This window comes from Porticoccus hydrocarbonoclasticus MCTG13d (assembly GCF_000744735.1).
GTDB lineage: Bacteria > Pseudomonadota > Gammaproteobacteria > Pseudomonadales > Porticoccaceae > Porticoccus > Porticoccus hydrocarbonoclasticus.
The window spans coordinates 1,176,590-1,188,895 of the sequence record NZ_JQMM01000001.1 but is presented as its reverse complement, the minus strand read 5'-3'; the positions used below and the strand labels follow the sequence as shown (position 1 = coordinate 1,188,895).

At 53.7% G+C, this 12,306-nt stretch carries 13 protein-coding genes and 1 tRNA gene; 5 read left to right on the top strand and 9 right to left on the bottom strand.

Annotation, left to right across the window (positions count from 1 at the left end; genetic code table 11):
• Positions 1-187 precede the first annotated feature (187 nt).
• Positions 188-1,396 (bottom strand): NnrS family protein, encoded by a 1,209-nt coding sequence (locus U740_RS05640; RefSeq protein WP_036859620.1) that lies wholly within the window; start codon positions 1,394-1,396, stop codon positions 188-190.
• Positions 1,397-1,694: 298 nt separating this feature from the next.
• On the opposite strand from U740_RS05640, the gene U740_RS05635 reads away from it, so the two are divergent.
• A complete protein-coding gene (locus U740_RS05635; protein WP_036859619.1) occupies positions 1,695-1,874 on the top strand; it encodes a hypothetical protein in 180 nt (59 codons plus the stop codon).
• 214 nt (positions 1,875-2,088) lie between these two features.
• The gene (gene moeB / locus U740_RS05630; RefSeq protein ID WP_051921230.1) at positions 2,089-3,231 is read left to right on the top strand and encodes a HesA/MoeB/ThiF family protein; all 1,143 of its coding nucleotides are present in this window, start codon (positions 2,089-2,091) and stop codon (positions 3,229-3,231) included.
• 60 nt (positions 3,232-3,291) lie between these two features.
• On the opposite strand, the gene U740_RS05625 is transcribed toward moeB, so the two are convergent.
• The 8 genes from U740_RS05625 to U740_RS05590 form a co-directional block, all read right to left on the bottom strand.
• Positions 3,292-3,861, bottom strand: a complete 570-nt coding sequence (locus U740_RS05625) for a carboxymuconolactone decarboxylase family protein (RefSeq protein WP_036859618.1) — start codon at positions 3,859-3,861, stop codon at positions 3,292-3,294.
• A 79-nt stretch (positions 3,862-3,940) separates the two neighbouring features.
• Positions 3,941-4,528, bottom strand: a complete 588-nt coding sequence (locus U740_RS05620; protein WP_036859617.1) for a TetR/AcrR family transcriptional regulator — start codon at positions 4,526-4,528, stop codon at positions 3,941-3,943.
• Positions 4,529-4,594: 66 nt separating this feature from the next.
• Positions 4,595-5,608 carry a GTP 3',8-cyclase MoaA gene (gene moaA, locus U740_RS05615; protein WP_036859615.1) on the bottom strand — a complete coding sequence of 338 codons (1,014 nt, stop codon included), beginning with the start codon at positions 5,606-5,608 and terminating at the stop codon, positions 4,595-4,597.
• Positions 5,609-5,808: 200 nt separating this feature from the next.
• Complete coding sequence (locus U740_RS11815; protein WP_081890850.1) at positions 5,809-6,363, bottom strand: molybdenum cofactor guanylyltransferase; 555 nt, start codon at positions 6,361-6,363, stop codon at positions 5,809-5,811.
• Between the two features lie 129 nt (positions 6,364-6,492).
• Positions 6,493-6,933, bottom strand: a complete 441-nt coding sequence (locus tag U740_RS05605; RefSeq protein ID WP_036859613.1) for a c-type cytochrome — start codon at positions 6,931-6,933, stop codon at positions 6,493-6,495.
• Between the two features lie 107 nt (positions 6,934-7,040).
• Positions 7,041-8,000 carry an alpha-L-glutamate ligase-like protein gene (locus U740_RS05600; RefSeq protein WP_036859612.1) on the bottom strand — a complete coding sequence of 320 codons (960 nt, stop codon included), beginning with the start codon at positions 7,998-8,000 and terminating at the stop codon, positions 7,041-7,043.
• Entirely contained in the window at positions 7,997-9,523 is a 1,527-nt protein-coding gene (locus U740_RS05595) for an inactive transglutaminase family protein (RefSeq protein ID WP_235189816.1), read from the bottom strand. Before U740_RS05595 ends, U740_RS05600 begins: the two co-directional genes overlap by 4 nt.
• A gap of 6 nt (positions 9,524-9,529) precedes the next feature.
• The gene (locus U740_RS05590; RefSeq protein WP_152556790.1) at positions 9,530-10,192 is read right to left on the bottom strand and encodes an ATP-dependent zinc protease family protein; all 663 of its coding nucleotides are present in this window, start codon (positions 10,190-10,192) and stop codon (positions 9,530-9,532) included.
• A gap of 242 nt (positions 10,193-10,434) precedes the next feature.
• On the opposite strand from U740_RS05590, the gene U740_RS05585 reads away from it, so the two are divergent.
• The 3 genes from U740_RS05585 to cysC all read left to right on the top strand — a co-directional run bounded on the left by U740_RS05585 (position 10,435) and on the right by cysC (position 12,247).
• A tRNA-Arg gene (locus U740_RS05585) sits at positions 10,435-10,511 on the top strand.
• A gap of 454 nt (positions 10,512-10,965) precedes the next feature.
• Positions 10,966-11,616 (top strand): TetR/AcrR family transcriptional regulator, encoded by a 651-nt coding sequence (locus U740_RS05580; protein WP_036859611.1) that lies wholly within the window; start codon positions 10,966-10,968, stop codon positions 11,614-11,616.
• A 10-nt stretch (positions 11,617-11,626) separates the two neighbouring features.
• Positions 11,627-12,247, top strand: coding sequence for an adenylyl-sulfate kinase (gene cysC / locus U740_RS05575; protein ID WP_036859610.1), 621 nt, complete (start codon positions 11,627-11,629; stop codon positions 12,245-12,247).
• Positions 12,248-12,306 lie beyond the last annotated feature (59 nt).

The window sequence follows — 12,306 nt, the reverse complement described above, 5'->3', positions numbered from 1 at the left end:
ATCTGGCAATCCCACCAACCCTACTCCCAGGGCGGGGACCTCCACCTTTCAAGAACATTTACCACTGCCAGACTACTGCATTGAGCCAGGTAAAAACCTCAAATAAGTTAAATAAGAATAAGTTGGGGCATGGCGACAGATCAGACGTCACTTATACACTTATATGACCCCACTTATACCTATACAACTACCCCAGCTGACCATCCACCCGAGGCGTCACCAGCATCGGGATATAGATCAGCGAGAACAGCACAAACGCCAAGATCCAGCTCAGCTGGGACAGACCGACCCAAAGAGCGTAATAAGCGGGGGCCAGCAACGGCACAAACACCCGCAACAGTGCAGCGCCACACAACAGCAGAAACATCCAGATTACTGCCGAGGGCGGTGCAAGGATATTGCGCCCGGTGTGCCCCAGGGACACCCGGGCCATCATGCCGAGGGTCATCAGGCCGATCCCCCCTAGGGCAAAGGCGTGCACCGCCAGGAATGGGGAAATGCCAGTCAGAGCTGCCGCCACGTTCAGGGCAAAGCCCACCACCACCAGGCCGTAGGCCACATGCAGCACCCACAGTAATGGCTTGCGCCAGATACCTTTGGTGTGCCAACCGAACAGGCGAAGTCCCAGTAGCACGGTCAGAACGGCGGCCACTACTATTGTCGGCAGGTTTCCCGGTGCGAGCAGCTCAGCGGCAATAAAGGCGACCATCAGGAACGGCACGGCCTTGTCCAGCCAGAGATAGTTGGTCAGGGTGACCGAATAGCCGACACCACGCTCGGTGAAAAAGGGGATCACCCGCCTTCCGATCATCAATACCAGAGCGATGATGCTGTAAAAACCCAGGTACAGCCCCAGCCGGATACCGTCAGCCAGTATGCCGAAAACCCCGAGATAGAAGAGACCGTTGCCAGTCAGCAGCAGCGCCAGTATGGCAATCACCACCAGATTGCGCTGGGATTTGGCGCGAATGATCGGCATTGCCACCGCCGGGATCAGCATGACCATGAACAACAGATCGGCGAAAGCGGTCCACTGCAATGGCAGCCCTTCTTCTGAAAACAATCCGGAAAGGGGCGACAACCGCGCGGCCAGCCACAAAAAGAATAACAGAAACAATAATGCGCCCCTGGGTGTCTGCAGACCTGTCCAGTTTTTCACCGCAGCCAGCAGGAACCCGGCAATCACCGCCACTGCGTAGCCGTAGATCATTTCGTGAGCGTGCCAGACGGTCGGGGCCAATTGATTCAAGGGCGATAGTATTTGCAGCGGAAAAATCGCCGCCCAGATCGACATGGACAGCACAGCAAACAGGGCCGCACCTATAAAGAAAGGCCGGAAGCCCAGATTAAGCCATGCCGGCGAATTACTTGATTGAGGCTCTTGTATTTCGATCATCCTGATTCCCGTTAACCACCGGTGGCATTCATAAAGCGCAATACTTGCGGTTTGTCATCGTGGTAAAAATAGTATGGTTCCGGCTTCAGTGCCATTGCATTGACAACAGCATTCTGTAAACCGGGCATGTCTTGAGCATAAGGGCGCGTCACCGCACGCAGATGTCGCTTGGAACAGCAGCGCCGATATCATCAATATCAATTACCAGGGCCTTAGTGTAGGTATTCTGACTGCCTACGCCTACCTGCTGGATCTGGAAGATGCACCCTCCGCATCCAGTAAAACCTAAGGTGTCCGGTTGTCCGGTACACAGGGCAATGACACCAAATGGCTCTACACAGCAGAATACGCATGGCAATCCGACTACAAGGACAACCCGGCCAGCTATGACGCTGATTACTACAACCTGGAGACCACCAAACTGCTGACCGCCAGACTGGGTATGGACGTGCTTGAAGCCGATGATTACCAGCCGTAACTTTCTTATAAAGATCTACGCCAATATCAGCAACTCCGCCCTCACCTTAAATATCGAGAAGGAGATGGAGAAATTGGCGTGGTCGACTCGCCGGAGTGCGACACGGTAATAGAATTGCCCACTGGAAAGTACATCCATGCCACCCCTAACTTACATCCTGTGCAACTTGCCGGTGCCGATTGGCAGCCACCATTAAACCGGAGTAGAGTGACCCATGAATGAAAATACAACCAGCTTCAGTGCCAGCGAATGGCTGCGCTATACCCGGCACATCCAGCTTCCGGAAGTGGGCGCCGCTGGACAACTGAAATTAAAACAGTCCCATATTCTGGTGATTGGTGCCGGTGGACTGGGTTCGCCGGTGGCGCTTTATCTGGCCGCCGCCGGAATCGGTCACCTTACGCTGGTAGACGGTGATGTCGTGGACACCAGCAACCTGCAGCGGCAGATCATCTTCGAGCACAGACAGGTGGGACAGCCCAAGGCCGCCGCCGCCGGGGAGCGACTGCGGCGTCTCAACCCGGATATCCGCGTCGACGCCATCGAGGCGTTTCTCAGCACCGATAATGCCCCCGAGCTGGTGGCCACCGCCGACCTGGTGGTGGACTGTACCGACAATTTCAGCGCCCGCTATCTGATCAACGACCACTGCTGTGCCCTGAACAAACCCTGGGTATTTGCCAGCATCCAGAAATTCTTTGGCCAATGCGCTCTGTTTACCCCTGGCAATGCCTGTTTCCGCTGTCTGTTTCCGAAGCCTCCCGTCAATGTGGAGGACTGCAACAGTGCCGGGGTGATCGGCGTACTACCAGGGCTGCTCGGTGTATTACAGGCCAACGAGGCCATCAAATACCTACTGGGGCTGCCGACACCCTTGAAAAATCACCTGTTGCTGGTAGACGCCCTCAATCTGGAATTTCGCTCCATTCAACTGTCCCACAGCGACGACTGCCCCGCCTGCCGCGATCCCGCCACCGCGCCCGAGCTGCCAAAGCGGTCTGAACCCCAGTGTGCCGCCGACGCTCAATCTGCTGATGTGTTGCACCCCGAAGCCTTTCGCCAGCGCTTCCATCAGGGCGACTGTGTGCTGCTGGATGTGCGTGGTTCCGAAGAACGGCGGGCATTCCATATCGGTGGCCGGCATATTCCCGTCGATGAATTACCCCAGCGCCTAGAGGAGCTGGAGAATGGGGGCACTGTGCTCTGTTACTGTCAAAGTGGTGTCCGCAGCGGCAAGGCCGTGGAATTGCTGCGACAGCAAGGGTTCCAGGCGCGCAGCCTCGGCGGCGGTTTGCTGGCCTGGCTCAGGGATGGAGTGGACACCCTGGAAGACCATCGAAAAAACCAGGGCGACTGAGCCATTGATGGCGGCGCAGGCACTTGTCCCGCTCCGCCATCAACGCGACCCATCGGGGCATCACTTCTCCCAGCGGTAGTCCTCAAACACAGTATCCAGCTCGGTATGTGTCAGGTGATTGCTGTAGTTGCTGAGGGTTTTCACCGCAATGGCGACAATCACCTCCAGCAACTGCTGTTCGCTGAAGCCGGCGCCTAGAAAGTCCTCGACTTCCGTGCGGCTGGGCGCGCCGCGACTTTCCAGCATGGCCACGGCAAAGTCCTGCAGGGCCTGCAGCTTCGGGTCATCAATGGTCTCGCCGTCACGAATGGCATCAGTCACATGGCCTGGCACCCCGGACATCTTGTCGGCGATCATGCTGTGGGCGCCGACGCAATAATCGCAGCCGTGGTAGCGGCTGATAGTGAGAAACAGCACTTCCTGCTCCACCGGGGAAAACGATGACTCCTCACGAAATAACTGGTATCCCTGCAAGTACATCTTCAGTACCGCTGGCGCGTTGGCCATATGGGTATACATATTGGGCAGAAAGCCAAAGTTGTTTTTCTGTTCCTGCAGCACCGGCTTGACCGTTTCAGGGGCGGTCGAAAGTTCCAAGGGCGGTAGGCTGATCTTGTATTCGGATTTCATGGGTAGGTCTCCTGTTTTACATTTGCTGGTTTAAACAAAAACCATTAGGGACCATTCGGTCCATAAGTGGCCAAAAAAATTATTGCAGGGTCTTCATGACGAGTCTGGCAATGGGTTCGAGCTCTTCTCTGCTGGCGCCTGCCTTGACCATGGTGCGCAAACCGCTCACCGAGGAAAAATAGTAGCGAGCCAGTTCTTCCAAGGACTGGGGGGAATGAATTTCTCCCCGAGCCAGGGCCTGTTCCAGCGCTTCGACAAAGACTCTGATCATCTTCTCTCCACCCCTTGCCACAGCCTCCCTGACCGCGGGGTTACGCTGGGCGAGCTCATTGGCAGTATTGACCAGCAGACAGCCCTTGCGCGCGGACTTTGCGGAGGCTTCATCAATCACGCTCTCCAGGTAATCGGCGAGAAACTGCATTGGAGAGTCGGAGCTCTGCAATTGACTCGACAGGTTGGCGGCCATGGAGGTCTGGAAGTAATCCAGGCAGCGAATAAACAGCGCCTCCTTGCTGCCAAAGGTCTGATAGAGGCTGCTCTTGGACAGGTTCATCACCGCCAACAGCTCCGCCATGGAGGTTGCCTCATAACCAGCCACCCAGAACTGCCGGGTAGCGGATTCCAGCGCGCGGTCGATATCGAATTCTCTTGGTCTGCCCAGATTCATAAATGAATTATGGACCAATCGGTTCTGTTGTCAACAGTCAGTGATTATTGAGGTACACCAAAATTCTCAGCCACCGGTGGCATTCATGAAACGTACTACCTGTGGCCGATCCGGATCATAAAAATGGTGTCGCTCTGGCTTGATGGCCATGGCCGCGACAATGGCGGTTTTGAGCACGTCCATATCACCGGGGTGAGCACGAATCACGGCCCGCAGGTCTACCGAGTGCTCATTGCCCAGGCACAGCAACAATTGCCCCTCACAAGTCACCCGTACACGGTTGCAACTCTCACAGAAATTATGGGTGTTAGCGGAAATAAAACCGATCCGGCTGCTGCTGCCAGGTATCCGGTAATACCGTGACGGCCCGGGGGATGTTTCCGCACTGGCCATTAAGGGGTAGAAGCTGCTGATCCTGGCCCGAATTTCCTGACTGCTGACGAGCTCCCTCTGACGATCAGACCGACTTGTCACCCCGAGAGGCATTTCCTCGATAAAGCTGATATCGAGGCCGTGCTCCAGAGCAAAATCCAGCAGTGCTATGATTTCGTCATCGTTCTGACCACGCATGATTACCGCATTGATCTTAACCCGCTCGATACCGGCCCGCTTGGCAGCCGCGATGCCACTCAGGACCCGATGCAACTCACCTGTGCGGGTAATCGTCGCAAAGCGCAGCGGTTGCAGGGAATCGAGGCTGATATTGATGCGTTTGATGCCGGCATTAACTAACTCCCCGGCAACCGACTCAAGCCTTGCGCCGTTAGTGGTCAGCAGCAATTCATCCAGCCCCGCCAATTTACCCAGACTATGTACCAGCGACATCAGATTGCGCCGCACCAGCGGTTCTCCCCCGGTGAGACGGATACGACTCACACCCAGCTCGACAAACGCCTGACCAACAAATGCCAGCTCTTCCAGGGTCAGCAACTGCTGACGCGGCACGAAGACCATGTCCTCCGCCATGCAGTAGACGCAGCGAAAATCACAGCGATCTGTCACCGACAGGCGCAGATAGTTGACGACCCGGCCAAAGCGGTCGGTCAATACAGTCGATTTGCTGTCAGGCATAGGTGGCATAAACACAGCCAAAAAGGGTGTAGTCTCGAGCGTACCCGATCAAGGCATCAGGTCAAGCCCGGAATACCTTTACCAGGCCGTTGGCCTGGCTAGCTTATCGGATGATCGATTATTTTTCTGTCACTAAAACGCACGGCTCTTCGGAAGACACTCAGTTACCGACCGGCCTGCCCAGTCACATCGACCTAGCTTCTTAGTCCTCAATCAACGTCATCCAGCATCCTTACCACTCGTTGCCACTCTTCGGGCGTATTGGCATTAAGCAGCGCATCGGTATCTGTGATGGGCAATTGTCGACCGTTCAGTGCGGCAAGCATACGCTTCAAGGAACGCGGTTGATCGCTGCCTTCCGTAAAAGCCATATCGAGATAGTCTCGCAGGGATTGTGTAACTGGCAGGTATAGTGGCAGATAACAGCCCTCATAACAGACAGGCACACCAGCTTTCTCACCCTCCTCCAACAATACTCCCAACACTGTTGTGGTCAACAGGGGCATATCCACAGGAAGGACCAGAAGCGCAGAGGGTTTTATAGTGTGCAGGACAGAATAGATAGCTGCCAGTGGGCCGACCCCGGGAATCAGGTCGGGAATGCCTGAAGCTCCACCCGCCACGACCACATCAAGACCAAGCGCAGAGAGTAACGCCCGGCTAAAATCTTTCATCGTCTGGTGGTTGCGTCGCAAGGCGGCCTTGTCTGAACCCATTCGCGTTGACAACCCCCCGGCCAGAATCAAACCCCTACAATTAGACATGGCGCTCAATATTCAGGTTATGAAAATGAACCAAAACAGGTTCTTTTAGATACTAGCATTCGACCACAAAGCCCGCAGCCATAAAAAAACCGCGCCAATAGCGCGGTTTTTTTCATAAAAGAGCCGATTTTATTTACTCTTCTCTAGGATATAGTCCACAGCTGCTTTAACCTCGTCCTCGGAGCAATCCATACACAGGCCTTTCGCCGGCATACCGCGAATCCCGTTGATGGCATTGGCATAGAGTACATCCATGCCCTGATCAATACGGGGGGACCAGTCACTGGCCACACCGGTTTTTGGCGCACCACCTGCTCCACTGGAGTGACAGGCAACACACTTGCTGTTGTAAATGTCTTCGCCGGAGCGAGGCCCAGCTGAAGCGACTTTGGTCGGTTCAGGTACGTTACCCGCCAAAACCACTTCACCGGCAGGTGCGAGACGCTCGGACATGTCCTTCTCTTGCTGGGCAGTCAGCTTCACTTCCTGCTCTTCAGAACCGCAACCGGCCATACCTGCGACCAGTAGCAAAGCAGCGCCAAACACACTCAGCTTTTTCAATTGGTTCATTTTCGTCTCCATTTTTGCGTATTAACGACCAGATTCAGCGCCTCATTATAACGCATAAACTCCCGGGGTGAATGTTGTTTGGGGTTAAAGTTCAAAGCCGGAAAGGGTTATACATGATCCGGTTTCTGAGCGAACATTGTTCTCGCCAGTTCCGTCCGCTCGGCGATGGACCGATCAACAGCCTCAAGCCGATCTATGGCTTGCAATCGTTTTTCCAACCCGGCCTGATTGGCAATCTGTATGGCCAGACCCGGCCTGGCGTTGAGCTCAAGAATCATCGGCCCCCGGTACTTGTCGAGCACAATATCCGCACCGAAATAACCCAGGCCAGTCATTTCGTAACAACCGCAGGCCAAATCGAGGATCTCCTGCCAATGGGGCAATTGAAGGGCTTTAAAGCCAATGCCTGTATCAGGGTGCTTGTCGACTCTGACGTTGTTCTGAACCGCACAGACACTAAAACCGGTTTCGATGTCCAGCCCAACGCCCACGGCACCCTGGTGGAGGTTGGCTTTACCATCCGAAGCATGGGTTGCACAGCGCATCATCGCCATCACTGGGAACCCCCGATACACGATCACCCGGATATCCGGGACCCCCTCGTAGCTGAAATCACTGAGCAAGGGATCAAAGATAATCATATCTTCAATCATTGCCACATCCGTTCGCCCACCAAGACTGTAGAGACCACTGAGAATATTGGAGGTATGGCGCTTTACATCGCGCAGATTAATCACCGTACCGGAGGACTTGACGAACTCCTGAGCTCGGCGTTCACAAACCACCAATATCCCCTTGCCACCACTGCCATGGGCAGGTTTGATTACGAAACGTTCCAACCCTTCAAGGGTCTTTTCCAAACTCTGTATTTCGTGCTGAATACTGAGGACCCCGAACAGTTTCGGGACACGCATACCATGGTCCTGTGCCAGGCGTTTGGTTTTCAGCTTGTCATCCACCAATGGAAACCGGTGGCGTTCATTGGTGGCAGCAATGTAATTCACGTTACGGCTGTTCATGCCCAGCACACCCAACCGACGCAATTCACCCGGAGAAATGAATTTCACTGCCAGTCCTTTCTCAGATAACGGAAACGATACAACTCTGACAGTCGGTAACCCGTGTATTTACCCAACAACAACACCACACCCAGCAGACTGATCATCAACTCGGGGAAATTAAACGTCAGGTGTGCCACCAACTCCATGGTCATCAACAGATAGGCGAGAATCGCCGCCAGCAGACTGCCACCCCCCTGAATCAACACTTCGTGTGCACCCTCCTCTTCCCATAGAATCGACATCCGCTCAATAGTCCAGGACAGGATTATTGTCGGTAGGAACGTCACAGTGAGCGCCTGTTCGAAACCCATTTTGTAGGTAACGATACTCAGGGTTGCCATGATCAGGATTACCAGTATGACCACAGCCGTGATCCTGGCCACCAACAGTAGGTTGAGATGGGAGAGGTAGGATCGAATCCACAACCCGGCACTCACAACAGTCAGAAAGATCACCAATCCGGTAATTAGCGAAGTCTGAATAAATGCCAGTGCAATAAGAATCGGCATGAAGGTACCCGATGTGCGAATTCCCACCATCACCCTGAGTAACACCACCACCAGTGCGCCCACGGGCAGCAGTAACAAGCCTTTGAACATGCCCTGCTGCTCCACCGGTAAGGCATAAATCGAGAAATCCAGCATCAGCTTGTCCCCTGCCTGCTGCTCCATGGACAACACGGTTTTAACAGGCAGGGTATTTTTAACGATGGCAAATTCCAGCTGCGAGCTGGTGCCGCCGATTACATCGAGCACGAACCGCTCACCCCGCTGCCAGACAAAAAAGTTTTCTGGCAAACCGGGCTTTGCTGTAGTGGGATCGAACAGATACCAACTACCGTTATCAAACACCTCCAACAACGTCGACATTTGCTGGCGACGGCGACCGTCTTCCAGATACACCCCTCGCACTCGCTGGGAGGGGATCCCGGCAAAAGAGAGCACGTCCATGGCCACGGTCAGATCTGTTGCCTCACGGGTTCCAAACAAAAACGCTGCATCCTGATCCATCCCGCCCTGGGCCAGCTGCTGTAGCAGTAGTGCCGTAAAACTGACCGGACCGGAGGAGCGTTCCCGCAAGCTGGATACCACACGCTCCATGGCAGTCCGCCGATCATTGCTGAGCTCGGGAGATACCACTGAGGGCACCCTGCTGGCTCCCAGCCCTGAGATGTCCGCACGATAAACCTGCAACTTGTAGTAGAGCGTCGTGGGGTGTTCCTGGGACTGACGCGTCCACTTTGCCTGCCGCTTTCCCGCATCATCTTCTACCGAAAAACCGAATCCGGAGGATGCAAAATATTCGTCGAGCATCACCCAGCCCGCCTGGGTTTCCGGCAGTGCCAGTGCAATTTCCACCGGACCATCACCCGGATTGAAAGTGATCTTGGACTCCAGTGTCCAGACATCCTGCTTTTCACCCGGCAACAGTGGGAAGTCCAGCTCAATCGTTTTATACAACGTTAATCCCAGACCGACAGCGATCAATAAACCGGCCACCAGTAAAATTTGCAGCTTGGAAGACATCATGGCTAATTACTTCAGTGTATGTTTGCGACTGACGTCGATAATAGCAGTATCTGTCAGCAGGTTACGGCCAATCAGAAAAGAAAACTCAAAGTCTTCACGATCAGAAAGGGTCACTTCGATATTTTCTTTAATCTCACCCATGGTTATCCAGAGCTTCACCACATAGCGACGTTCGGGTTCACCGACTTTTCGTTTGATCAATACCGTACGGGCCAGTTTTTGCTCGAGACTAATAGCTTTACCTGTGTTGGGATCGGGGATGACAAATCGGACAAATCGAATACCATCCCGCTCTATCATCTGGATATTTTCCGCGTGGATGGAAGATGTTTCAGCCCCACTATCAACCCTGGCCTCCATCTTGATGCCGGGTGGGTCAACAAAGACATATTCGATTTCCCCAATAATTGGCAGGTTCAACTCTCCGGCTGTGGCAGGCACCGTTTTGACCACAACTTTTTCAACGACTTTGGGTTCTGGACACATCACCGCTGGCATCTTGCAAACCGGACAGGGGGGTGGGGCGGGGCACAACGGCTCCACAGGGGTCGCATCCACTTTGGACTGTTCGTCCACCACACTCGTCGATGACTCACTCTGCGGTTGTACCTGGGCGCAGCCTGCAAGCACAAGCAATCCAACAATACTGACAAGTAACCCAACTCTCACGGATACAACACTCCTTGAACAGACAAACCGATAAACGATACCCTTCAGAAATCATTTCCCAGATATCATTCTTTTTTACAGATGAGCGATGACTGCCAGAAAAATAGACTAACGGACAGTGACGCTATATGATTGCGCCCGCTCAGATAACCTTATCCATATCAAAATGGTCGTACAGTATAGCGGTATCGTATCGACTAACCCAGAAGCGTAATGGGTCTACAATTCAGATAGTCAGTAACGCACCCGTAGCTCAGCTGGATAGAGCGCTGCCCTCCGGAGGCAGAGGTCAGAGGTTCGAATCCTCTCGGGTGCGCCATCCATACGAACATCCCGGCCCTGTGCCGGGATTTTTGTTTGGCACACCGGTAAGTGTTCGAACCGATAAGAGGTTCGACAACTTCCGTCAGGAAGTTGGACCAAGCCGCAGTGCGGCGCAGTCCCGCAGGGAGCAAAACGGCCACCAGCCGTTTTGAGTCAATCCTCTCGGGTGCGCCATCTCCCCCAAGCTTTTAACTTAATCTCGGGGGTTTTAAGGTATTCAGACGGTTCAATAAGACCAACCACACCCCTTTAACCTTTACCCCCCCTGACCGCAAGGCAACCCTCACACATCGAATGTCTGTGACACCTATATATGATGGCGCCGATGGGCATTTACTCTTTCCCTCACCACACGAAGTCCTATTCATACCCTAAAAATGAAACTCCGCTTGCTTTTTTCTATAAACCTATAGATTCTATAGCGTTATAGAAATATCTTCGGATACTCAATGCCAACACAGGACAAAAATTCAACCCGCTATGCTCACCGACATCAACGTGCGGTGGCGGCAGCGGCGGCAGTATTTGCCGACAAGGGTTTTCATGGTGCCAGCACCCGGGATATAGCCGAAAAACTCGGCATTCAGCAGGGTAGCCTCTACTACTACTTCAAGTCGAAGGAAGCGGCGCTGGAAGAAGTCTGCCTGACGGCCCTGAGGGACTACGTTTCACATATCGAGTCGATTGCGAGCCAACCCCACAAGCTCGAAGTCAAGCTACAAGCCGCCATCGCCGCTCACCTGGCGACCTACAAACACAACAATGAAGCCATGAAAGTACACAATGAACAGCGTCTGTACTTGCCCAGAGAGCGCCGAAAACAGCTGAATGCGCTGGGTTCACGCTATCGTCAACAACTCGAGGGCATTTTCTGCGAAGGGGTCTCGAGTGGTCAGTTGCGGGAGGATATTGACTGCCATTTCACAGCGCTTTCACTGATCGGTCTGTGCAATTATTGGGGCATACAATTACTGAGAAATGCCCCGCTAAAGACTGAGGACGTTACAGTAAAATGTGTCGATATTATGCTGCATGGCTGCCTCGCCATGAAAACCGGAATTCCTGACACTGATACGCAAACTGATACCCAGATCAATTAGGACACCCACCATGACTCAGCAAAAAGCAACCAATGTGCAATGGCACCATGGCGAGGTTACTCGCGATGATCGTTTTCAACTGATGGGACAGCGCGGCACCACACTCTGGTTTACCGGGTTGTCCGGCAGTGGCAAAAGCACCGTGGCCGTCGCCCTCGAGAGCCGACTCTACGAGTTCGGCAAACTGGCCTACCGACTGGATGGCGACAATGTCCGATTGGGCATCAACAAGAATCTCGGCTTCAGTGCGGCGGACCGCACCGAAAATATCCGCCGCATCGGTGAAATTGCCAAACTATTTGCCGATGCCGGTATTATCTCCCTATCCAGTTTTATCAGTCCCTACCGGGCCGATCGGGATGCCGTGCGACAGCTACACAAAGCAGCCGGATTAGACTTTATCGAGGTTTTTGTCGACTGCCCGCTGCAGGAAGCGGAAAAACGCGACCCTAAAGGTCTTTACAAAAAGGCTCGTGCCGGTGAGATTAAAAACTTCACGGGTATTGACGACCCCTATGAAGCCCCGGAAAATCCCGAAATCCATTTGCAGACCGACCAGACGACCCTGGCAGAGGAAGTTGATACGATTATCAACTACCTGAAATCACACCGGTTCCTTGCAGGCATATAGGCTGCGGCAAAACCCACAACAAACCACTTGCCCATTCGCTCATCAACAGGAGATAGTAT

Coding starts and splice junctions, on each gene's coding strand:
- U740_RS05595 (WP_235189816.1), bottom strand. CDS start 9,523: ATGATGTCTTCCAAGCTGCAAATTTTACTGGTGGCCGGTTTATTGATC.
- U740_RS05625 (WP_036859618.1), bottom strand. CDS start 3,861: ATGAAATCCGAATACAAGATCAGCCTACCGCCCTTGGAACTTTCGACC.
- U740_RS05640 (WP_036859620.1), bottom strand. CDS start 1,396: ATGATCGAAATACAAGAGCCTCAATCAAGTAATTCGCCGGCATGGCTT.
- U740_RS11815 (WP_081890850.1), bottom strand. CDS start 6,363: ATGTCTAATTGTAGGGGTTTGATTCTGGCCGGGGGGTTGTCAACGCGA.
- U740_RS05620 (WP_036859617.1), bottom strand. CDS start 4,528: ATGAATCTGGGCAGACCAAGAGAATTCGATATCGACCGCGCGCTGGAA.
- cysC (WP_036859610.1), top strand. CDS start 11,627: ATGACTCAGCAAAAAGCAACCAATGTGCAATGGCACCATGGCGAGGTT.
- U740_RS05580 (WP_036859611.1), top strand. CDS start 10,966: ATGCCAACACAGGACAAAAATTCAACCCGCTATGCTCACCGACATCAA.
- moaA (WP_036859615.1), bottom strand. CDS start 5,608: ATGCCACCTATGCCTGACAGCAAATCGACTGTATTGACCGACCGCTTT.
- moeB (WP_051921230.1), top strand. CDS start 2,089: ATGAATGAAAATACAACCAGCTTCAGTGCCAGCGAATGGCTGCGCTAT.
- U740_RS05605 (WP_036859613.1), bottom strand. CDS start 6,933: ATGAACCAATTGAAAAAGCTGAGTGTGTTTGGCGCTGCTTTGCTACTG.